Below are 21,449 nucleotides of genomic sequence, written 5' to 3' on the forward strand. Positions count from 1 at the left end.
CATGGACTTCAGGTTGTTCGGCCCGTTCGAGGTGTGGCACGAGGGCCGCCAGCTGGATCCCGGCGACCACCAGCAGCGCCTAGTGCTGGTGATCCTGCTGCTGCACGCCAACCACACGGTGACCAAGGAATACCTGCAGGAATACGTCTGGCGGGGCCAGAAGACACCCCGGTCAGACCTTGTGACCAGTTACGTCGCGCGGCTCAAGAAGGTTTTCCAGGAAGTCGAGGACATCGCCTTCGACAAAACCCCGACGGGTTACGTACTCCGCGTCGACGAGAACTTGATCGACAAAGTCCGGTTCACCCGTTTGTCCGACCAGGCGCGGCGCGACAAAGACCCGAAGTTGTTTTATGACGCGTTGGATCTGTGGCGCGGCCCGTTTCTGTCCGACATAGACATCGACCGCGTCGGCGGCCCGTCCGTCGCCCCGCCCGAGGACCAGCGGATCGACGCGTTGGTGGATCTGGCGAACCTGGAGCTGGCCGGGGGCCGGCACCGGGACATCCGGGACCGGCTGCGTGCGGTGTGGGAGGAGGACCGCACCCAGCAGCGGCTCGCGGTCCCGTTGATGCGTGCGCTGATCGCCGCGGGTGATCACGTCCGGGCGGTCGAGGTGTACCACCAGTCCCGCGAGGCGCTGGACGAGCACGGCATGGACGTGTCCCGGGAGCTGCGGGACATGATGCGGCTGGCGCAGTACGGGGACCGGCTGTCCTCGCTGCCGATCCGGCCGCCGCGGTTCAGCGGTCGCGCCGACGAGCTGGCGTTCGTGGACTCGGTGGCCGCGTCCGCGGTGGAGGACGGTCCCGCGGTGCTGTGGATCTCCGGCATGCCCGGCGTCGGTAAGACCGCACTCGCGATCAGCGCCGCGCACCGGCTGGCCGACGTGTTCCCGGACGCGCGCCTGTTCGTGGACCTCACCGGGTTCACGCCGAACGTCGCCCACGCCGAGCCCGCGTCCGCGCTGGAACGCCTGCTCACCGACCTGGGCGTCCCGCCGGAGGCCATCCCGCAGACCACGGCGGCCCGCGCCGAGCTCTACCGGACGGCGCTGGCCGACACCCGCACGCTGGTGGTGCTGGACAACGCGGCGTCCGAGGAACAGGTCGAACCGCTGCTCGGCGCCACGTTCACCCTGGTCACCAGCCGTGAGCAGGGCGCCTTGGTGCCCACCGACCACATCCGCCTCGAACCGCTGTCCGCACACGAGGCGGTCGAGTTGTTCCGGCGGCTCGTGCCCCAGGAACGGATACACGGCCATCCGGACAAGGTGCGTGAGGTCGTCCGCCTCTGCGGGCACGTCCCGCTGCTGATCCACCTGGTCGCCGCGCAGTTCCGCCGCCACCTGCGGTGGCCCCTGACGCACCTGCTCGACCTGCTGCGGGAGGCGTCGCCGGTCAGTCCGGACGCGTTGTTCCCGGCGCAGGCCTACGTCGCGTGCACGGTGTCCTACGACCAGCTGACCGAGGAACAACGCACGCTGTTCCGGTTCTTCGCCCTGGCCCCCGGGCCCGACCTGTCCGCGCCGGGAGCGGCCGCGCTCGTGGGCGTACCCGGGGTCCGGGGGCTGCTGGAGGACCTGCACCGGCTGAGCCTGCTGGAGGAGTCCGCGCCGGAGCGGTTCCAGATGCTCGACCCGCTGCGTGACTACGTTCTTGCCGCGCACCCGCCGGCCGAGCCGGTGGCGGCGGTCGACCGGCTGCTGGACTTCTACCTGGTCACCACGGCCGCCGCGATCGGCGTCATGTTCCCCCTGCACCGCGACCAGCAACCCGCGGTGACCGCCACCTGCCCGGTCGTCCCGTCGTTCGCGGACCCGGCGGCGGCGCGGCGGTGGCTGGACGAGGAACGCGTCAACCTGGTCGCCGCGGTCCACTACGCCGCCGACCACGACCGGCCTGAGCACACCTGGCAGCTGGCCGTGCTGCTGTGGCAGTACTTCTACCTCTGCGGGCACCTGCGTGACTGGACCGAGACCCTCCAGAAGGCCGCCGCCGTGCTCACCGGCACCGGGAACACCCGCGGCCTCGCGCACGTGCGGCTGCGGCTGTCGGGAGCCCGGTGGCGCTCCGGTGCGCTGACCGAGGCCCGCACGCTCGCCGAGCAGGCACTGCCCCTGTGGGTCGAGCTGGGCGACGTGTCCGGCGAGGCCAGAACCCTGGCCGCCATCGCCAACGCCGCCAACAGTCTCGGCGACTACGCCGCGGCCACCGAGTACTTCACCGCCGCCTGCGACCGCTACGAACAGGTCGGCGACGAGCGGGGCCAGGCCAACGCGCTCGACATGCTCGGCAACGTCAGCGAGCTGCGCGGCGACCTCGAGACCGCCGAACGGCAGCACCTCGCCGCCGTCACCCTGTTGCGACGCCTCGACCACCGGATGGGCCTCGCGCACTCCCTGGACAACCTCGGCTGCGTGCGGCAACGGCTCGGCCGGCTCGACGAGGCGTTCGCCAACCACACCGAGGCCCGCGCGCTCGCCGTCGAGATCGGCGACCGAGTCAGCGAGGCCTACGCGCTCAACAACCTCGGCAACACCCACCGCCTCGCCGGCCGCATCGACGAGGCCATGACCTACCAGCAACGCGCCCGCAGGGTCGCCGACCTCGTCGTCGACCCCAACCTACGCACCCAGCTCTACCTCGACCGCGGCGAAACCGCCTGGGCGGCACGCGACGACCGCGCCGCCCTGCACGCCTACCGCGCGGCGCTCGACCTGTCCGCCGGCACCGGCGAACGCGTCCAGCGGGCCCGCGCGAGCCACCGCGTCGCCGAGGTGCTGCACGCCACCGGCCAGCACATGTCCACACACTGGCAGGACGCCCTGACCGAGTTCACCGACCTGGGCATGCCCGAAGCCGACGTGATGCGCGCCGAGCTGGCGAGCTTCACGTGCGACTGCGTCAGCTCGGGGTGTTGAGCACCGGGACCAGCTCTCGGCGCAGGTCGACGGCCGCGCGGTGGGTGTGCCAGCGGCTGAGGGTGCGGGACAGGTCCCGCAGGTCGAGGCGGATGGTCGCCGAGTCGACCCGCGCGGCGTCGGCCAGCACCTCGTGGGCGGCGACGCAGGCCTGGTCGATCTCGCCGTTCTGGGCGTGCGCGAGCGCGCGGCGGATGCCGAACCGGGCACGGGACCGGCACGCGGTGAGCGGGATGGTTTCGAGCTGCTGGTCGAAGAGCTCGGCCGCGTCGCCGGGCTGCCCGAGCTCGTAGAGCGCCCATGCTCGGGTCAGTGCCACCTCGTCCTGGATCGTCGCCGAGCCAAGGACCGGTCCGTCGTCGTGCTGCGGTATGGACAGCAGCGTGGCCGCGCGGTCGAGTGTCTCCTGGTAGGCGCGGAGGTCGCCGGCGAGCGCGTGTCCCTGGGCCTCGCAACGCGCGGCGAGACCCAGGATGCGTGGGTTCGCGGTCTTATCTTGCTGGGCGCGCTGTGCCAGCTCGATGGTCTGGCGGGCGTCGTGCCGGTAGAGCGCGATCTCGGCGTGCCGGAACAGGCAGAAGCTCGCCATGTGCGGGTCGCGGCCCGTGGTGAGCTTGACGGCCTGGTCGGTCCAGTGCGTCGCGCCGTTCTCCTGACCGGCCTCCTGGCTCATCCAGCCGGCGAACTCGGCGACCCGGCCGGCCAGGATCAGCAGGTCGGAACGCATGGGCTCGGGGTTGGCGACGGCGAGGCTGCGCAGGGTGTGGACCTGCGCGATGACCTGTGCGAGCACGACGGCCGGGCTGGTCATGCGGCCGAGGGCGCGGTACTGGTCGAAGGAGGAACGCAGGATCGTGAGGGTGGCGTCGTCCACGACCGGGCGAGCGGTGCGGGTGACGGCGAAGCCCAGCAGGGCACCGGCGCCGGCGAGGACCTGGCGGCGGGGAAGCTCGGTGAAGCGCAACGAGCCGTCCTCCAATTCCAGCACCCACACGTCGTCGAGCGAGGTCGCGGCGGTGTCGGCGAGCGGGGCGCCGGTGGTTTCGGGTGGCAGCGCGGCGGCCAGCACTCCGTCGAGGCCGAGGGCGCGGTCGCAGAGCTTGGCGAACATCGGGTGCGCCCGCGCGTGCCCGTTCTCGATCTTGCTGACCTGGCCTTTGCTGTAGTTGATGCGGCGGGACAGCTCCCCGAGGGATATTCCCGCGTCAAGGCGATGTTTCCGCAACAAGGCGCCGAACGACTCGACCATCGGCAGTCTCCCCACCAGTGCTCCAGTGGCGAGTGAACCATCGGCTGAATCCTTTGGCAATATTCCTGGCGCCGAGACGTCGACCCGGCGCCAGGAATCCCGTCACTCGATCCAGCCGTGCCCGTCGGTGGTGGCAGGCGTGGACGTCGTGGGCGACGACTGGTTGGGCGCCGCGCCGGCGGTGGCGGCGGACGAGAGGAGCGGCACCGCGATCGCGACCGCCGCGGCACCGGCGAAGGCCGCGACGCGGGCTGTGAAAAAGGCAGAACAGGACCTCGGCATGATTCCTCCTGGTTTTCGAGAGGCGGCGTTTCGCGCCTACCAGAAGAATTCATGGTGAAGATATCGACGGACAATGTATTGCCCGTTTCCCAATTAAGTAGGAAACGGGAAACGGTATTGGCTAGAGGAGCCCCCGCGCCTTGGCGGTGAGGACGGCGAACGAGCTGCCGGCATGCGGAAGCTTCCCGTCGAGCACCAGGCCGAGCAGCTCGTCGACGGCGATCCAGTGCACCTCGAGATCGGCCTCCCCCGGTTCGAGCCGCCGGGGCCCGCTGTTGGTGAGCCCGGTGGCGAGGAAAGCGTGGTCCTGGTGGTTGGTCAGTGAGTCGGCACAGTTGATGGTGCCGAGCGGGGCCCAACTGTCGGCGGAGTAGCCGGTCTCCTCGGCCAGCTCACGCCGGGCGGCGACCTCGGGCGTGGAGTCCCCCTCGTCGATCCGCCCAGCGGGCAACCGCCACTGCGTCTCGCGATGGGTGTAGATCCACTGCCGGGTGACGACGACCTGGCCGCGGCCGTCGAGCGCCAGGACGGTGACCGCGGGCGGGGCGATCACGTGGTCGTAGACCCCCTCCGAGCCGTCCGGCCGCAAGGCGCTGTCCCGCCGCACCTCAAACCACTGGGAGGCGAAGAGCACCTCTGAACACAGGCGCCTCCACCCAGGCCTAACCCGCTCATCCGACACCCGCCAAGTACACCACGAGCACCCGCCGCGACCAGCGACTCCATCATGGATCCGGCCACGATCTGACCTGATCGTCCAGGACGACCCGGCTCGATGACCATGACGTGACCCACGGGTGGGCCGTGCAGGACAAACTGTCAGCGCGACCGTAGTCAGGAGGGCTGGTCATGGTGTCCGCGCTCTCGATGCCCGACAAGATGATGCGTCTGGCCCTGTTCACCTATCCGCGACCGCTGGACATAACCCAGTTCTATCCCGCGCTGTCGCTCTACCGGATCTATCGCCCCTTCTCCCTGGCGGACTTCCGGTCGGCGGCGGAATACTACCTGAAGGAGAATCCGTTCTTCGCCGGATTCCATCTGGTTGAACGGAAGTTCGACGAGGTCGACGACTTTCCGCTGACCTCGTTCCAGGAGTTGATCGCGGACGAGTACGAGAACTTCTTCGACGGCTTCCTGCTCGTGTCCGTGACCTTCGCGAACGAGCCGAACATCCAGGGCATATTCACCGCCTTTCCGGTCTCGACGCAGGACGGCTACCGGTGTTTCCTCTTCCATCAGGCGTTGATGAGAAGTCTCAAGACGCAACAGGACGAGTTCCGCGTCGCGGAGACTCTGGCGCGCCTCGGTGTGCGTGCCGACGATCTCGTCTCCTACCTCCCCGAACGAAAGGCGACGTCCGGGTCGAACGACGCCGATCGCACCCTCCCCTTCGCGATCGGGGAGACGGTGGAGCCCGCGTCGAAGGTCGGCCCGTACCTCGACGAGATGAAGGAACATTTCCTGGCACGGTCCTGCGAGAACATGATCACGCTCAAGAACGGTCTGTACCACGCGTCGGACCTGCCTCTCGGTAATTTCCTGATCTTCCTGAGGATTTCCCGGGAAGTGGTCATGCGCAGCAGCGGCGTCCAGCTCCACCGCTACTACAACGCCCGGCAGGAAGAGTCGGTCGAGATCATCGAGTCCTGGGACTCGGTCGAGGAGATCGAGAGGGCCGGCATGGAACGAATCGCGGACATGCTGGAGCTTCCACACCGTTTCTTCGTCAACAACTACGGTGACGCGTCCAGCCATGACGGCTCCGATCTCGCGGCACACCACGGGACCCTCGTCAGGTACCAGTGGCACATGCCGAACGTGATCCTCAACCTGATGGCCGGGGAGCGCGCGGGAGCGGCCTGGACCATCACCATCCGGGGCAGGGCGTTCAAGTTCCTCTCCACCTGACGAGGCCGCGCGGCCGAGCCCGCCGGTACTGTGCGCCGGTGGCTCTCGACACCTCACACATCGTCGGCCGCCTGTTCGACGAGATCGCGGCGGAGTACTTCGACTTCACGATCACGGTCCAGGACAGGGAACTGGCCGACCGCTGGCTGCAACTGCGGGGCAACTCGATCAACCTGCCGTACCCGCACGACGGCAAGCCGGAAGAGGTGCTGTCCGACCTCGGCTTCAACGACATCTTCGGCGGCGTCGAATGGCATGTCGACGACTGGACGGCCGGCAGCTCCGTGACCGTCGACTGGGGCCCGCTCGGCCATCCGACCGACCACGCCGCCGAACGAGACGTGCTCGCGGCCATCGTCAAGCGCCTGCTGGAGAAGTACCTGGGACTACCAGCCGACTCCGAACGATGGGTCGTCAGCGAGCAGTAGGTCCGTTCCGACCAGCCAGCGCCCGCCCGCGAAGGGAGATCATCATGAACGACACCGGCCAGCAGGCCCCAAGGCGCGGGACGATCCAGCGGATGGACAACATCGCCATCGTCGTCGACGACCTCGCGGCCGCGAAGGCGTTCTTCATCGAGCTCGGCCTGGAACTGGAAGGCGAGGCGACCGTCGAGGGCGCCGCGGTGGATCGCCTCGTCAGGCTCGAAGGAGTCCGGTCCGACATCGCGATGATGCGCACCCCGGACGGCCACGGACGGCTCGAGCTGACCAGGTACCACACACCGCCGAGCCGGGAAGGCAACCCGCACGCTCCGACGAACACGCTGGGCGCGCATCGCATCATGTTCGCCGTCGACGACATCGACGACGTCCTCGACCGCCTACGGCCACACGGAGCCGAGCTCGTCGGCGAGGTGGTGCGGTACGAGAACAGCTACCGGCTCTGCTACCTCCGCGGCCCCGCCGGCATCGTCGTCGCGCTGGCCGAACCGACCGGGTGACCAGGGCTCAGACGGGGAACTTCACGTCGGTGAGGTCCTCGGAGACCGCCCACAGGTCGCGTTGGATGGCGATGTCGTAGGACTGTGGGCTGGAGGTGACCAGCTTCGGTCGTCCTCGGGTCTCGCCGATGCCGCTGGGTCCGTAGTACTGGCCGCCGAGGACGGCGGGGTCGGTGGCGGCCCTCAGGGTGGGCAGCGATCCCCTGGCCGCGTTCTGGGTGATCAACGGCGCGAGCCAGGTGAGGGGTAGGCGGACGACCGCCGGGGAGTTGCGTGGGAGTTCGGTGTTGGACATGCCCGGGTGTGCGGCCACCGCGACGGTGGTGCCGTGCTGGGCGAGACGCCGTTGCAGTTCGTAGGTGAACATGAGGTTGGCGAGCTTGGACTGACCGTAGGCGGCGGCTCGACCGTACGAACGCTCCCACTGCAGGTCGTCGAAGTGGATCGCGGCCCGGATGCGGTGGCCGACGCTGCTGACGGTCACGACCCGGGAGCCGGGCACGGGCAGGAGGCGGTCCAGCAGCAGCCCGGTCAGCGCGAAGTGACCGAGGTGGTTGGTGCCGAACTGCATCTCGAAGCCGTCGTGCGTCGTCTGCTTCGGGGTGTACATCACGCCGGCGTTGTTGATCAGCAGGTCGATGCGCTGGTGGGCGGCGCGCAGGTCCGCCGCCGCGGCGCGGACGGACTCCAGGGAGGTCAGGTCCAGCGGTTGCACGGTGACGTCGCCGGTCATGCGGGCGGCGGCCTGCTTGCTCTTCTCGGTGTTGCGTACGGCCAGCACCACGGACGCCCCGCGTTCGGCGAGCACTCTGGCGGTCTCGAAGCCCAGGCCGGTGTTGGCGCCGGTCACGACCGCCACTCGGCCGCTCTGGTCGGGAACGTCCTGCTCGGTCCACGTCTCGCTCATGTCAACTCTCCTAACGAACCGATGGTCTCTTACAGGCCCAACATTAAGAGACCATCGGTCCATTGTCAAGAGACCGCCAGTCTGTAAGTTAGAGTGGTGTACATGACGTTCCAGCGGGCGCGCAGTGAGGAGCAGCGGGAGATCCGCCGTCGGGCGATCCTGGACACGGCCGCGGCCATGCTCGACGAGATGCCGGTGGCCGACTTGGCGCTCAACGAGCTGAGCCGGCGCGTCGGCCTGGCGAAGTCGAACGTGTTGCGTTACTTCGAGTCCCGCGAGGCAGTGCTGCTCGACCTGCTGGACGACTTCCTGCGGACCTGGCTGACGGAGCTGGCGGGTGAGCTGGCCGACGGCGTCGACCCGCGCCATTCCGTGGCCGAGCGTGCGGACGAGTTGGCCGATGTCCTCAGTCGTTCACTGGCCGCCCGCACCGTGTTGTGCGACCTGTTCGGCGCGCAGGGCGGTGTCCTGGAGCACAACGTGTCCGCCGAGGTCGTCATGCGCCACAAGCGGGCCTCCCTGGGCAGCCTCGTGGACATGGTCGAGCTCGTCCGCCACCACCTGCCGGAGCTCGGCGACAGTACCCAGACGGTCTGCCTGCTGGCCCTGCTCATGGCCGGCGCGCTGTCGGCCTACTGCCCGCCGCCGGCCAGCGTCCTCGCCGTCTACGCGGCCGATCCCGCGTTGGCGATGCTCAACGTCGACCTGCGTGAGTCTCTGAAGCTCGCCGTCTCGACAGCGATCATGGGTGCGCTCCCGCGACCCTGAAGGCGATCAGTGATGCCCGCTCGGCGGCAGCAGTAGCGCCTCCAGGCTCGTGTGTACCCACGAACGGTAGTGCTCGTGGTCCCAGCCCAGGTCGTCGACGAGTAGCCGGTGCACGTCGGGACCGGTGATCGTCCACACCGTCTCGGCTGCCTCGTCCTCGTCCAGGCCGGGGCGCAACGGCCCGTTCGCGCGCAACCAGCCGACGAACGCACGCAGGTTCGCCAGCCGGGTCTGGTGCATCTCGGTGCGCTTCGCGGCCAGCGCCGGGTCGACCTCCCCCGCCGACCGGATCACGTCGTCGACCGGCCGGCCGCGACTGGTGCGGTCGGTGATGTCCTCGACGAACTTCGCCAGCTGCCGGCGCTGGTCCTTCTCCTCACGCACCTGGCGCGGCCGGTCCTGCTGCAGGACGGGCGGGCTGTCGTCGACACCGGTCACGGCGTAGTTGAGCACCTCGACCACGAGTCCACGCTTGTTCCCGAAGAGTTTGTAGACCAGGTCCTCGCTGACCCCGGCCGCCGACGCGACCGCCGCGACCGACGTACGGGCATATCCGCCGGCGAGGAACAGCCGGTGCGCGGCACGCAGCACCGACTCGCGGTTCGCGCGAGCCCGGTCGGCACGCAACGGCGAGTGGTACGACCGGGGCTTGACAGGCTCCCCCATGGCGATCACTCTACTTCATATTCGTTCTATGGACACCCGATCGAATTTGAGGCAGGTCATGACACACGGCTATCAGCTCGCCTACCGCCTCGGCGTCACCCCATGGGAGCGAGCAGGCCAGGGCGCCACCGAACAACTCGCGGCCCTGCTGGATCGGGAGAGACGCGAGAGCAACGCGCACCCGGCCCGGGCTCTCGACCTGGGTTGCGGCACCGGCAGCCACACCGTCGAACTGGCCAACCGCGGCTGGGACGCGACCGGCGTCGACTCCGTCGAACACGCCCTCGCCAAGGCCCGGCGGCGGCCACAGGCTGAGCGAACCCGGTTCGTCCTGGGCGACGTCACCGACCTGGGCGCGGTCGACCTCGAGGGCGGCATCGACTTCTTCCTGGACATCGGCTGCTTCCACGGCCTCACCGACGACCAGCGCGCCGCGCAGGCCCGCGGCGTCTCCGACCTCGCCACTCCGACGGCGACCCTGCTCATGCTCGCGTTCAGGCCGGGCCGTCGGCCCCTGCTGCCCCGCGGCGCGAACCAGGCCGACATCGAACGCGCCTTCACGGACTGGCAGGTCGTCGCGGCAGAGCCGGCCGACACCAGCGGCATGCCGGGACCGTTGAAGAAGACCGCGCCACACTGGTTCCGACTACGGCGCGTCCGGTGACCGGCCAACTCATCGCACAGGACCACGGCCGACCGACCGGAAGACGCCACATCTGTGTTGCATGACCGGCGATGCGTTGTGTGCCAAGGCATCCGCGCGTCCAGGACCTCCGACTCCACTCCGCGCTCGTGCTGATGACGAGCCAGAACGTTGGCGGGTTACGTTCCGCTCCGTCGAGTATTCGCCGATCGACGCACGCCCCACCCGGACGCTGGCCGGCGGCCTTGCGCAACTCACAGCGACGACCAGCGCTACCAGCCGGAGTACGAGTCGGCTCACCCCGCCTTTTTCGGAGGATGGGACGCGGCTCCTCCCACTCGTCCTCGTTGTCCTGGTGTGGCCGAGAGCGGTGCGGCTTCGGCGTGGTGTCAGGATGTCCGATCTGCAGCCAGGAGTCCGGAAACATCAGGGGGTGCGTGCGGGGTTCCCCTAACGACTGCGGGGCCCGTGCGGATCTAGCGTCCTTGGCATACATCCAGGCTCGTCCCCGGCGGAGTATCGCTCCGGCACCGGGTTTCGTGGCCTGCCAACAGGCTAGGACGGCGATCATGACCGACGACCCCTACGGCAAGGAAGCCACGCGGATGCAGGGCGTGCACACCATCCTCGCCTTACCGCAGAGTTATCTCGCCTACCGGCTGAGCAGGTTGCTGGCCAGCGGTCACACCACGACCGGCGCGAGTCTCAAGGACGTGCGGCTGCCCATCAACGACAATGGGCAACTCTGGCTCGAAGGCACGGTCTCGGCGCTGGGCATCACGGTGTCGGTGCCCGAATCGGTCAGCACGGTCCTGTTCACCGTCACCTTCTCCGCTGGTCACATGGACTACTACGACACGCGGGTCTACCCGCCGGTGCCCGACAAGTGCGACATCGCCGGGTTGACCGTCGGCTTCCTGGTCGATCTCGCCAAAGCGGGTGTCGACGACCACGGCACGCTGCCGAAGGACGTCCAGGAACTGGCGGCCGGCTTGCCCCCGGGGTCCTTCACCATCAACCAGCTGTTCCTGGACCTGGAAAAGGCCGACCTGACCCGGTACGACGCCGCGAGCACGGTGTTCCCAGAGAAGATGCCGGAAAACGCGCGGTCCACGTTCGCCTACTACCTCGCCGTCTACCTGGACTGGATCCGGCAGGCCCGTGGGCACGTCCTCGGTTATGGCATCACCGCGCCCAACTGGCACGACAAGGTCGCCACCTATCCGCCCACCAGTCTCGACTTCGTCACCAACAAGTACACGACCGACAAGGCCGACCCGGCGAACAGCAAGCGGGACTGCCTGCTGTACCTGATGATGACCGGGGGTGAGAAGCTTCCTGCCGCCACGCAACCGTGGTGGGGCAACTTCGTGTTGCCCGACGACGGCGCGAAGGACGGCTGGTTCGGCGCGATGGCGATCACGCGGAGCCTGTTCTTCGACGACTTCCTCGTCCGTCACCTCAGTCCCTTCGTGACCAGGTACTGGCAGTTGGGCGACACCGACAACGGCCTCGGCCTGGTCCGGACGGACCGCGCCGGGTCTCTCGGTGCGGTGAACGGCCGGCTCACCTGGCAGCGCCACCGCGAGGTCGGCAAGTCCCACCAGGCCAACACCTTCAGCACCGACGACGTCGTGACCACCATGAGCTGGCACGTGTCCGTGGCCCACACTCCCGGCACGGACCGGCTGGTCATCGGGCGCGTGGTGGATTTCGACCTCGAGTACACGCACTGGTACGGCATCGAGGGGCACGCGGTCAGCTCGTCCTTCCATGTGTGGTACCACGTTCCGCTGACGGTGACCGTGACCATGACCGGTGTCGTGGACGGCATGCTGCAGGTGACGGCGTCCTCCAGCTACCCGCAGCCGGATCCGACGATCCTGTACGACCTGCCCATGGGGCATCTCGTCACCAGGACGGAGGGTTCCAGCGGGGCCTGGGCGAGCGTCTCCGACACGCTGGACGCGGTCATCAACGACATAGTGCGGGCCGCGCTGGACGAGGCGATCGGCGACGAGGTGGCGGCCGCCGTCGCCAAGAACATGAACCTGACGCCGTTCGTGTTCCCCGGTGGCGCCCAGCTCGGTCTGGTGAAACCGGTCTTCAACGCCGAGGGCGACCTGATCTTCGGCGCCTCCCAGAAGTCCTGAGAGGACAGTACCCATGCCTGTCACCGCCCATTCCCAGCTGATGACCAACCACGTGCCCGGCGTCGCGCTCAGCGCCCAGCGTCGCCTCCACACGGTCTACTCGGCCAACCACTCACCACTGTTGTTCGCGCTGAACGACGAACACCGGCTCGGCCTCACCCTGCCGTCCGCCACCAGCTCCACCGGCTGGGAGGAGCTCGACCTCACCGCGCACCTCACCGCCGTGCCAGGGCTGGGCCAGGCGCCGGTCGTGCATTCCTTCGCCGTGTCCCAGAGTCCCGACGGCGGGATATGGGTGGTGCTGGCCGCGGCCGCCGGCGCCGGCCATCCGTCCCGGGTCTACGTCAGCGAACGGATGGCCAACACCGAGTCCATAAAGGACTGGACGGGGCTCGCCGCCGGGCTGACCGAACGGCGCATCCCCGACAAGCTGACGGTGACGGACATCCTGGTCGGCGGCGGCCGGGACGGCACGCCGTTCAGCGTCGTGGTCACGCTCGACGAGGGCAACCGGGTCGAGTACCACCAGATCAACCCGGACCCCGCGGGCACCTGGTCCTCGACGCCGGTTCCGTTGCCGCAGGACGCGACCAGGGTCGTGTCCGTCGCGGTCGGCCAGCACCGCGACCTCGGTACCGGCATCTACTCGCTGTTCGAGCTCGCCACCCTGCACAGCCTGGTGTTCACCACGCTTCCCGTCGATTTCGACGGTGAGCTGATGTACGACACGGTCGAGCTCGACCTGCCGGACGGGCTGGCCGCCGCGGCGCTGGCCACCGTGGCCAACCCCGACGGGGTCACGGACCTCTACGTCGGGGGCGACGGTGTCTGCCGCTACTCCGCCGACAAGCAGGGCACCTCGCACCTGCCCACCGAGAACCTGATGGGCCGCGAGCACGTCCGCGGTGTGCGCGATCTCGTCGTCGCCGCCGACCAGAACAGTGCGCAGCTCAGCGTGTGGGCGATCGACATGCGTGACACGCTGGTGTACGTGGAAGGGAGCCGCTCCGAAGCCGGCAGCGACTACGCCTGGCAGCAGCCGCTCCTGCTGGACACCGAGGTCACCGCGTTGTCGGCGTACCGCGTCCAGGTCGCCGCCGAGCACGAACGCAGCAGCGTGGCGATGGCGCTCGGCGGGTCCGACGGCGGTTTCCGCATGCTCACGCAGGACCCGCAGACCGCGTTGTGGCGGCATCAGACCGTCGCGCTGCACACCAGCAGCGAAGTCCTGCCGGTGCAGACCTACACCACCAGGGTCGTGGTCACCGACGAGGGCGGAAACCCCTTGCGGGACAAGGAAGTCCTGATCGAGCCGGACCGGGACTGCGCGTCGCTGGTCAACAGCCGGTACTACGCCCTGCGCGCCGGTACGCCGAAACCGGCCAGAACCGACGCCCAGGGTGTGGTCACGATAGTGCTGGAGACGGCGGACCTGACCGCGCCGGTCTACACCTTCCACGTCGACGGCGACGTGGCCCTCACCGCCGATCCCGGCGCCGACACCAAGGACACGCTCCGCGGCCTCACCGGTGACGCGATCGGCAATGCCAAGCGCAACAACGGAAAGCCACTGTTCGACACCCCGCCGGCCGCCGCGACGCGCGACCGGGCCGCGGCGGCCGTCGGGCAGCTGATGCAGGCCCACGACGACCTGTCCAGAAGGGATGCTCGGTCATCCATGCTGGACAGTGCACCCACGTTCACCGCCATGGGGATCCAGGACGGTTGGGTCGATGTCTCGGTCGGCGACCTGCTCACGGCGTTGCGTGGCGAGGTGCGGGAGGTGACGGACTTCCTCGTGCGGCAGATCGAGGACTCCGCCGCCTGGAAGTTCGTGGTGTGGGTCGGCGAGCAGATGTACGAGGCCGTGATCGAGTTCGCGCACCAGGCGGTCGCCGCGATCGACTGGGTCCTCGAGCACACGCTGGGCATCAGCCTCGAGGACATGATCGACTGGCTGGGCTTCGTGTTCTCGTGGGACGACATCCTGGCCAACCACCGGGTGCTGGCGAAGGTCGTCAACCTGTCGTTCGACCACGTCGTCCAGCTGATGGCCGAGTCGAAGAAGTCGGTCGACGACTGGTTCGGCACGCTGCGCCGTTCCTTCGTCGACGACAAGCTGGTCGTGGACACGTCGTCGGACATCTTCGCCAAGCGGGTCGGCCGGGACACCGTCCAGCCGAGCGCCGAGCACAAGAAGGCGCTGGACAAACCCCAGGCCAGCTGGGGCAACCACCAGCTCGGCGGCAACCTCGGCCAGGCCACACCCGGCGAGTACATCCCCGACGACCCGGGGGATCTGCTGGCCACGGTGGTCGGCGAGGAGATCACGGTGATCAAGCAGATGGCCGCCCAGATCGCCACCGTGTTCGCCGACGGGCTGGGCAACAGGACTCTCTCGGAGATCATCGAGGCCGTCGCCGAGATCATCGGGCTCGCGGTGGTGAACACCCTCGAGAACATGACGCTGACGGTCATCGACGCGGCCATCCTCGTCGTCAAGGCCGTCAAGGCGATGCTCACCAGCCGCTGGGACATCCCGGTGCTCACACCGTTGTACGAGAAGGTCATCTGCCGTGGCGACGGCAGCAAGCTGACGCTGGTCGACCTGATCTGCCTGCTCGGCGCCATCCCCGCGACCATCGTCGGCAAGGCCGTCCTGCCGGACCACGCCAACCTGTTCAGCAGCCGCCAGATCGAGGCGGTCCGCGCCGCGAAGACCTGGGACGCGGCGGTGACCGCACTGTCCGTCCAACCGATGCGCCTCGCCGCCGCGGCCACGCCCGGCGCCCAGACGCAGGCGGGCAAGGTCTTCGCGGTGATGAACGCGTTTCTCCGGGTGCCCAACGTGTACCTGTCCATCGCGCTCGACGGCAGCGTGCTCGACCCGTCGGGTGCGGCGTCACCGCGGCCACTTCGGCTGGCCAAACTCGCCCTCGACTGGACGGGTTACGTCTTCGGCCTGATCGGGGCGGGTCTGCTGGCGAAGAAGGAGCGCACCGACCGGGAGAACCTCGACATCGCGATCACCGTGCTGGGGATCGTCCCACCCACGCTGGGCACGATCCGGGAGATCGCGCGTCTGCTCGCGCCGTCGCCGCCCCGCCCTGACATTCCGCTGCCCGACCCACCGCCCATTCCGGACGCTTTCGTGTCCTTCCGCGCGGAGGCCGCCTCCTACGGGGTTGCGGACGTGACCCGTTTCGTGGATGCCGGGTACGGCGGCCTGTTGGTGGTGCTCACCTGCGCGTCGTTCGGCCTGCAGGTCAGCGAGCCCCACAAGGACACCGACGAGGCGACGTACGGTGCTCTGTTGGGGGCGAAGATGGCGCAGAACCTGTGTGCCGCGGTCAACTCCATGCTCGCGCCCGCCATCACCCAGCAGGTGGCGGACGCACAACCGGAACTGTTCGGCGCGGCGATCCTCGGCCGGGCGCTCTACTCGGCCCTGCGGATGGACCTTCAGCTCGCGCGCAGCGTGGCGCAACTGGCCGTGGCCTACACGGATTTCGAGGGCGCGGTGCCCTGAGCACGAGTCCGCTCGTGGTCTGACCGGCGGTTGGGCTAGAACTGAAGTATGCAGTCACTGGGGCCGCTGGTTGAGCGTGAGCACGAGGTCGACGCGCTCCGTGGGGCTTTTGCCGGGTTGGCCGGCGGCTTCGGGGGCGGGTCGGTGGTGGTCGTCGACGGGGCGGCGGGGTTGGGCAAGACCGCGTTGCTCCGTCATGCCAGGGAGTTGGCCAAGGAGTCGGGACTGACCGTGTTGGCGGCGCGGGGCGCCGAGCTGGAGCGGGACTTCGCGTTCGGTGTCGTCCGCCAGCTCGTCGAACCCGCGCTGCCACGGGACGCCGGCGAACGCGCGGCGTTGTTCACCGGCTCCGCGGCCGCCACCCGCGGTCTCTTCGACGCCGACGTGCCAGCGGACGACACCGCGGCCTACGCGCTGCTCAACGGCCTGTACTGGCTCCTGGTCACGATGTCGGAGCGCGGCCCGCTGGTGGTCATGGTCGACGACGCACAGTGGGCCGACCTCCCGTCGTTGCGGTTCCTGGGTTTCCTCGCCCGCCGGGTGGAGTCGGTCGCGATCTCGGTGGTGGCCGCGACGCGGGCGGCGGAACACGACGACGGCGGACTGCTCGACGACATCCTGGCGGCCGACGACTGTGTGCTCATCGAGCCGCGGAACCTGAGCGCTGCGGCGGTCGCCGACGTGGTCCGCCGCGAGTTGGGACCGGAGGCCACCGACGACTTCTGTGCCGCCTGCCACCGGATCACGACCGGCAACCCGCTGTTCGTGCGTGAGCTGCTGCGGGTGCTGGCCGGCGGCGACGTGCGGCTGGACGCGGACGGCGCCCTGTCCGTGGCGGCGGCCGGCCCGGTCGCGATCCGGCGGTACGTCGCCGCACGGCTGCGGCGCCAACCCGACGACGTCCGGCGCGTTGTCACGGCCGTCGCCGTCCTGGGCGACGACGTCGACCTCCTGCTGGTCGCCCGCCAGGCCGGCGTGTCACTGGAAGCCGCGGCCGCGGCGGCGGAACGCCTTACCCAGTACGGCATCTTCGAGCGTGTCGAGCCGCCGGCCTTCGTCCACGCGGTGGTCCGGGACGTCGCGTTGTCCCTGGTGTCACTGCCAGAACGGGACGCCGAACACGACCGGGCCGCGTCGGTGCTGCGGGAGGCGGGCGAACCGCTCGCGCGACTGGCCTCACACCTGCTGCGCACGGCACCCGCGGCGAACCAGGACCGGCTCCCGGTCCTGCTGTCCGCCGCCCAACAGGCCTGGCTGCAGGGCTCTCCGGAAAGCGCGTCGACCTACCTGACCCGGGCCAGGGCGGAGCCACCCCCGCCCGCGTTCCGGTCCGAGATCAGCCGACGGCTCGGCAACTGCGAGGCACACCAACTCGCGCTCGCGAACGCCGGCGAGCACCTGATCGAGGCCTTGTCACTGGCGGACGACCCGGCACAACGCGCGCGCTGTGCCTACAGCCTGGCCAGGTTCCGCAACGCGTGCGGCGAGACCGAACCGGCGCTCGCGCTGATGTCCCAGGCCGCCACCGAGCTGCCCGAGGACACGGATCCCGCGCTGGTCAAGGAAATCACCGGCGAGCTGATCGGGTTCACCAGGGCCGACCTGTCCAGCCGGACCGCCTTCCTTGCAGTGCTCGCCCGGGTCCGCGACGACGTCGGCGACGCGGACCCCCTGGTGGCCGCACAGCTGTCGCTCGAGGCGGTGCTCACCGGCGAATCCGCGCAACGAGGGATCGCGTTGGCGCGCAAGGCCCTGGCGGGCGACCGGCTCGCGCCGGAGCGGACCGGGTTCTGGCCCGCGGTGACGACGCTGATGGTCACCGACCAGACGCCGGAGGCCGAACAGCGGGTGGAGGGGGCGCTGACCCGCGCGGTCGACCGCGGCCAGCTGTTCCCGCAGGGGTTCATCCGTGCCTACCTCGCGCGGATCGCCCTGCTGCGGGGCGACCTGGCCCAGGCTGCCGAGCATGTCGAGACCGGCACCCGGGCCGTGCCGGACCCGAACATCGGACTGCCGCTCCTGGCGTCGACACGGGCGCACCTGCTCGTAGAACAGGGGAACATCGAGGAGGCGGCGGAGGTCCTGCGCGAGCTGCCCGAGATCCGGGAACCACGCACCGCACTGCACCTGTGGCTCCTGGGCGCCCGAATGCGAGTGCACACGGCACGCGGCGACCACGACGCGGCACTCGCCGACGCCCTAGCCTGCGGGGCGGCGTACGAGCGGTGGGGCGCCACGGGCGTGTGGGAGGTGCCGTGGCGGCTGTGCGCGGCCGACGCGTATCTCGGGCTCGGGCAGCGCACGCGAGCGGCCGAGCTGGTCGAGGAGCAGCTCCGCCGCGCACGGTCGTTCGGGGTGGCGAGCCACCTCGGGGTCGCGCTGCGTTCCTTCGCGCGCCTGGGCGACCCGGTGCCCTCGCTGAAGGAGGCGGTGGCGGTGCTGCGCACCTCCCCGGCACGGCTCGAACTCGCCCACGCACTAGCGGACCTGGGACACCAGCAGTCACGAGGTGAGGGCCGGGAGACGCTACGGCAGGCTGCGGTGCTGGCACTGGAATGCCGCGCCACGGCACTGGCCGAACGGCTGCAGGGCACGCTGACCGCCCGCGGTGGCCGCCCACCCCGCATCGAGGTGTCCGGCGTACCCGCCCTCACCCCGTCCGAACGACAGGTGGCCGCCCTCGCCGCCGACGCGCTGACCAACCGCCAGATCGCCGAGCGGCTCTACGTCACCGAGAAGACCGTCGAAACCCACCTCAGCCGCGCATACCGGAAACTCGGCGTCAGCTCTCGAACCCAGTTGGCGCTCCAGATGACAACCTCGCATTAGGGCGTGTCCTGTGGATCATGAAACGGGTCTTTGAGCCAGATCCGGATCGATGCGACGTCGATGGTGGCCTGGTACATGAAGTCACGCTTGTCGTAGCGGGTGGCCACGGCCCGGAACCCCTTGAGCTTGTTGATACACCGCTCAGCGGTGTTGCGTTGCTTGTAGCGTTCGGTGTCGAAGCCAGGAGGTCGTCCACCGCGGCTGCCGCGTTTGGTGCGGTGGCGGATCTGGTCGGTCTTCTCCGGAATTGTCGCGGTGATCCCACGCCGCCGACACTGCCCGCGGATGCTCTTGTTGGAGAAAGCTTTATCACCCAACAGGTGTCCCGGGGTGGTGCGTGGCCGGCCTCGGCCGGTGCGGCAGATCCGGATACCGTCCATCACCGCGGCGAAGGCGGTCGAGTCGTGCCGATGCCCTGCGGTGGTGACACGCGAAACCGGACGTGCTCGCGAGTCGCCGGCCAGCACGATCTTGGTGGTGAACCCACCCCGAGACCGCCCCAGCGCCTCCCGCTCAGCGACAGCCCTAGCGACAGCCTTGGCCGAGACCTCTGCGGGATTCTTGTCATTCGACAGATCCCCCTGTGTGACCAGGTGGGGCGTGACGAGCACCGGCAGCGTGCTGGTGAGCACGGACCACGGTCCCGTCGACCGCCACTGTCCAGTCCGGCCCCTCCGACTCGTCACACCCACGCCGCAACTCATCCAGGATCCCGGCCCACACACCCTCGCTCGCCCACCGATAGTGAACCGCCCCGGGTTTGATGGAGGCTCTGATGTGCGATGACGACCCAACTCTCAATTGGCCGCCGGTGCCGACGTCGACGGAGTCAAACAGTTCGCCAAGGAGATCAAGGGCAACGCCCGTCCAGCGCCGCAAACTCACGCGGCTGCCGCAACACCGCCGATCACCTCAATGTCCACAGGTGATCCGCATGAGTCTCTGGGGGGAGCTGTGACGCCGCGAACGTGCTGTTCACGACGACGTTTCTGAGTCCCCGGTGACAATGACCTCGCCAGGGGTGCCCAGTGTTCGTGACCCGGTGGTTCGATCGGGGCCGTCGGTCGTCCTGTCGAACGCGTTGGTGTAGTCCACGTTGTGGCCGAGTGCGATCTGCCAACGGCCGCCGCTGTGTACCGTCGTCAACGAGAGAAGTCCGACACGTTCGCCGACCGCGCGGCCGTCGCCGCCGCGTCCGCCGCGGGTTCGCCAGGCCAGGTCCACCACGACGACTTCGGGGTGGACGACGGTGTCGGTTCGCTCCTCGACGGTCAGGACGGCCTCGGCGAGTGGGCCGTCGAAGGGGAATCGGTGGCCGGCTTCGATGCCCTGTCGTCCCGCCATTCGTCGGCCGAGGACGTCCACGAAGGATGCGGATTCGGTGAAGCCGGCGGCGAAGCCGCCGGCTTCATGTCGGTTGAATGCGGCAACCAGACTCTCGACCAGCGTGTCGATGCCGTCGCGGTCGGTGGAATTCATGGTCTCTCCTGCTCCTGCTGAGCGGTATCACGACTCGGCCGGCTCACCGGGCGGCGGCCGGTGTCACAGCGCGGTAGACCTGCCAGGCGCTCCCGGTGAGGGAGACCACACCGTCGAGATCGGCGAATGCCGTCCGCAAGTCCTGCGACGCTGGGTCCTCGGCGAACGCGTCGAACGCGTCCTTGCTGGCCCACTGCGCGTAGTTCATGATCTCAGTGCCATCGAGAGACAGGTGATAGGTCGCCGAGACGAAGCCGGGACGGTGTGCCACGGTCCGCTCAACCTGGTCGACGATGATTTCCGCGATCTCCTGCTGGTGGGCCGGTTCGACGATGAACGTCACCAACTGGACCATTCCGACTGACGGGTCGGTGAGGTCGATCATTGATCGAAGAGCAGCCTCTTGCAACATGTTGCTAGACTAGCAGCATGTTGCAAGAGCGGTCCAACGGTGAGCTGTTAGATGTGCGTCCCGATGAGCACTTGACCTACCTCATGGCCAAAGTTGAGCATCTGCTTGAGCGCCGGATCGACAAGGCTGTCGGTCAGGTCGGGCTGACCCTGCGCCAGTTCAGCGCCCTAGCCCACATCGCGCGCCGCCCCTCGCTCAGCAGCAGCGACCTCGCCCGAGTCCTGCTCATCACCCCTCAAGCGGTGAACACTCTCGTGACTCGACTCCTCGCCGCGGATCTGATCGACAAGGCACCGACCCCGCCGCGTCAGCCTCTTGTTCTGACACTGACCGACGCCGGTCTTGACGTCCTGCGACGTGCGGAGCCGCTGGCCACCGCTGCCGAGGCCGCAGCACTCGGATGCCTCGAACCGGAGGAGGTCGCGACCATCAGTGCTGTCCTGCTCCGTCTGCTCGAGCGCTTGAGCGACAGCAATGGCACAGGCTCGCGATGAGTCACCTCGGCGCTGGAAAAGGACGGCGGACCCGGCGGGCTGCACGTACCCGCTCCGCCTCGTACGCCGCGCGCAATCCGGTGGCCGCGTCCGCGGTGTTGTGTGTCGGCACAAACTGGTCGCGACCTCGCTCTGCGAACGACCCGCATACCAGTGCACCAAAATCTCCGTCACATCAGTCACGTCAAACGTTCTCCTCGCCAAACCCACTCCCTGGCCACCCGATGCGACCGGTGAAGCCTGTCCCATCGCGAGGACCCA

18 protein-coding genes are annotated in these 21,449 nt (G+C 68.8%); 11 read left to right on the forward strand and 7 right to left on the reverse strand.

The window, feature by feature from the left end; all coding sequences use genetic code 11:
* Position 1: 1 nt before the first annotated feature.
* Complete coding sequence (locus tag VET29_RS27870; protein ID WP_324925747.1) at positions 2-2,923, forward strand: AfsR/SARP family transcriptional regulator; 2,922 nt, start codon at positions 2-4, stop codon at positions 2,921-2,923.
* Here VET29_RS27870 and VET29_RS27875 read toward each other — a convergent pair.
* Positions 2,907-4,187: a helix-turn-helix transcriptional regulator gene (locus VET29_RS27875; RefSeq protein WP_324925749.1), complete on the reverse strand. Its 1,281-nt coding sequence runs from the start codon at positions 4,185-4,187 to the stop codon at positions 2,907-2,909. The genes VET29_RS27870 and VET29_RS27875 overlap by 17 nt on opposite strands.
* A gap of 10 nt (positions 4,188-4,197) precedes the next feature.
* Here VET29_RS27875 and VET29_RS27880 point away from each other — a divergent pair, with 10 nt between their 5' ends.
* On the forward strand, positions 4,198-4,512 hold the full coding sequence (locus VET29_RS27880) for a hypothetical protein (RefSeq protein ID WP_324925751.1): 315 nt from the start codon (positions 4,198-4,200) through the stop codon (positions 4,510-4,512).
* Between the two features lie 63 nt (positions 4,513-4,575).
* Here VET29_RS27880 and VET29_RS27885 read toward each other — a convergent pair whose 3' ends face one another.
* Positions 4,576-5,061 carry an NUDIX hydrolase gene (locus tag VET29_RS27885; protein ID WP_324925753.1) on the reverse strand — a complete coding sequence of 162 codons (486 nt, stop codon included), beginning with the start codon at positions 5,059-5,061 and terminating at the stop codon, positions 4,576-4,578.
* A gap of 242 nt (positions 5,062-5,303) precedes the next feature.
* On the opposite strand from VET29_RS27885, the gene VET29_RS27890 reads away from it, so the two are divergent.
* The 3 genes from VET29_RS27890 to VET29_RS27900 are packed head-to-tail and all read left to right on the forward strand — an operon-like array spanning position 5,304 to position 7,308.
* Positions 5,304-6,365 carry a hypothetical protein gene (locus VET29_RS27890; protein ID WP_324925755.1) on the forward strand — a complete coding sequence of 354 codons (1,062 nt, stop codon included), beginning with the start codon at positions 5,304-5,306 and terminating at the stop codon, positions 6,363-6,365.
* Positions 6,366-6,403: 38 nt separating this feature from the next.
* Positions 6,404-6,793: a hypothetical protein gene (locus VET29_RS27895; RefSeq protein WP_324925757.1), complete on the forward strand. Its 390-nt coding sequence runs from the start codon at positions 6,404-6,406 to the stop codon at positions 6,791-6,793.
* Between the two features lie 44 nt (positions 6,794-6,837).
* A complete protein-coding gene (locus VET29_RS27900) occupies positions 6,838-7,308 on the forward strand; it encodes a VOC family protein (RefSeq protein WP_324925759.1) in 471 nt (156 codons plus the stop codon).
* A gap of 7 nt (positions 7,309-7,315) precedes the next feature.
* On the opposite strand, the gene VET29_RS27905 is transcribed toward VET29_RS27900, so the two are convergent.
* Positions 7,316-8,215 carry an SDR family NAD(P)-dependent oxidoreductase gene (locus VET29_RS27905; RefSeq protein ID WP_324925761.1) on the reverse strand — a complete coding sequence of 300 codons (900 nt, stop codon included), beginning with the start codon at positions 8,213-8,215 and terminating at the stop codon, positions 7,316-7,318.
* 102 nt (positions 8,216-8,317) lie between these two features.
* Between VET29_RS27905 and VET29_RS27910 the strand changes: the two genes are divergently transcribed.
* A complete protein-coding gene (locus VET29_RS27910) occupies positions 8,318-8,983 on the forward strand; it encodes a TetR family transcriptional regulator (protein ID WP_324925763.1) in 666 nt (221 codons plus the stop codon).
* A gap of 6 nt (positions 8,984-8,989) precedes the next feature.
* Here the strand turns inward: VET29_RS27910 and VET29_RS27915 are convergent, their stop codons facing one another.
* Entirely contained in the window at positions 8,990-9,649 is a 660-nt protein-coding gene (locus VET29_RS27915) for a TetR/AcrR family transcriptional regulator (RefSeq protein ID WP_324925765.1), read from the reverse strand.
* A gap of 58 nt (positions 9,650-9,707) precedes the next feature.
* Here VET29_RS27915 and VET29_RS27920 point away from each other — a divergent pair, with 58 nt between their 5' ends.
* From VET29_RS27920 to VET29_RS27935, 4 genes are all read left to right on the forward strand, one after another.
* Positions 9,708-10,313: a class I SAM-dependent methyltransferase gene (locus VET29_RS27920; protein WP_324925767.1), complete on the forward strand. Its 606-nt coding sequence runs from the start codon at positions 9,708-9,710 to the stop codon at positions 10,311-10,313.
* Positions 10,314-10,861: 548 nt separating this feature from the next.
* Entirely contained in the window at positions 10,862-12,445 is a 1,584-nt protein-coding gene (locus VET29_RS27925; RefSeq protein WP_324925769.1) for a hypothetical protein, read from the forward strand.
* Between the two features lie 13 nt (positions 12,446-12,458).
* Positions 12,459-15,974, forward strand: a complete 3,516-nt coding sequence (locus tag VET29_RS27930) for a hypothetical protein (RefSeq protein WP_324925771.1) — start codon at positions 12,459-12,461, stop codon at positions 15,972-15,974.
* A 48-nt stretch (positions 15,975-16,022) separates the two neighbouring features.
* Positions 16,023-18,803 (forward strand): ATP-binding protein, encoded by a 2,781-nt coding sequence (locus tag VET29_RS27935; RefSeq protein WP_324925773.1) that lies wholly within the window; start codon positions 16,023-16,025, stop codon positions 18,801-18,803.
* Here the strand turns inward: VET29_RS27935 and VET29_RS27940 are convergent.
* From VET29_RS27940 to VET29_RS27950, 3 genes are all read right to left on the reverse strand, one after another.
* Positions 18,800-19,507, reverse strand: a complete 708-nt coding sequence (locus VET29_RS27940; RefSeq protein WP_324925775.1) for an IS5 family transposase — start codon at positions 19,505-19,507, stop codon at positions 18,800-18,802. The genes VET29_RS27935 and VET29_RS27940 overlap by 4 nt on opposite strands.
* Positions 19,508-19,778: 271 nt before the next feature.
* Positions 19,779-20,282: an SgcJ/EcaC family oxidoreductase gene (locus tag VET29_RS27945; RefSeq protein WP_324925777.1), complete on the reverse strand. Its 504-nt coding sequence runs from the start codon at positions 20,280-20,282 to the stop codon at positions 19,779-19,781.
* Between the two features lie 43 nt (positions 20,283-20,325).
* Positions 20,326-20,667, reverse strand: coding sequence for a putative quinol monooxygenase (locus VET29_RS27950; protein WP_324925779.1), 342 nt, complete (start codon positions 20,665-20,667; stop codon positions 20,326-20,328).
* A 44-nt stretch (positions 20,668-20,711) separates the two neighbouring features.
* Between VET29_RS27950 and VET29_RS27955 the strand changes: the two genes are divergently transcribed.
* Positions 20,712-21,188, forward strand: coding sequence for a MarR family transcriptional regulator (locus VET29_RS27955; protein ID WP_324925781.1), 477 nt, complete (start codon positions 20,712-20,714; stop codon positions 21,186-21,188).
* Positions 21,189-21,449: the final 261 nt, after the last annotated feature.

The sequence above is a fragment of the Actinophytocola sp. genome (assembly GCF_035634895.1).
Taxonomy (GTDB): Bacteria; Actinomycetota; Actinomycetes; order Mycobacteriales; family Pseudonocardiaceae; genus Actinophytocola.

Excerpts from the sequence above, each read along its gene's own strand:
- VET29_RS27870 (WP_324925747.1), top strand. The coding sequence starts at position 2 with ATGGACTTCAGGTTGTTCGGCCCGTTCGAGGTGTGGCACGAGGGCCGC.
- VET29_RS27890 (WP_324925755.1), top strand. The coding sequence starts at position 5,304 with ATGGTGTCCGCGCTCTCGATGCCCGACAAGATGATGCGTCTGGCCCTG.
- VET29_RS27900 (WP_324925759.1), top strand. The coding sequence starts at position 6,838 with ATGAACGACACCGGCCAGCAGGCCCCAAGGCGCGGGACGATCCAGCGG.
- VET29_RS27905 (WP_324925761.1), bottom strand. The coding sequence starts at position 8,215 with ATGAGCGAGACGTGGACCGAGCAGGACGTTCCCGACCAGAGCGGCCGA.
- VET29_RS27910 (WP_324925763.1), top strand. The coding sequence starts at position 8,318 with ATGACGTTCCAGCGGGCGCGCAGTGAGGAGCAGCGGGAGATCCGCCGT.
- VET29_RS27915 (WP_324925765.1), bottom strand. The coding sequence starts at position 9,649 with ATGGGGGAGCCTGTCAAGCCCCGGTCGTACCACTCGCCGTTGCGTGCC.
- VET29_RS27920 (WP_324925767.1), top strand. The coding sequence starts at position 9,708 with ATGACACACGGCTATCAGCTCGCCTACCGCCTCGGCGTCACCCCATGG.
- VET29_RS27925 (WP_324925769.1), top strand. The coding sequence starts at position 10,862 with ATGACCGACGACCCCTACGGCAAGGAAGCCACGCGGATGCAGGGCGTG.
- VET29_RS27930 (WP_324925771.1), top strand. The coding sequence starts at position 12,459 with ATGCCTGTCACCGCCCATTCCCAGCTGATGACCAACCACGTGCCCGGC.
- VET29_RS27935 (WP_324925773.1), top strand. The coding sequence starts at position 16,023 with ATGCAGTCACTGGGGCCGCTGGTTGAGCGTGAGCACGAGGTCGACGCG.
- VET29_RS27940 (WP_324925775.1), bottom strand. The coding sequence starts at position 19,507 with ATGAGTTGCGGCGTGGGTGTGACGAGTCGGAGGGGCCGGACTGGACAG.
- VET29_RS27945 (WP_324925777.1), bottom strand. The coding sequence starts at position 20,282 with ATGAATTCCACCGACCGCGACGGCATCGACACGCTGGTCGAGAGTCTG.
- VET29_RS27950 (WP_324925779.1), bottom strand. The coding sequence starts at position 20,667 with ATGATCGACCTCACCGACCCGTCAGTCGGAATGGTCCAGTTGGTGACG.
- VET29_RS27955 (WP_324925781.1), top strand. The coding sequence starts at position 20,712 with ATGTTGCAAGAGCGGTCCAACGGTGAGCTGTTAGATGTGCGTCCCGAT.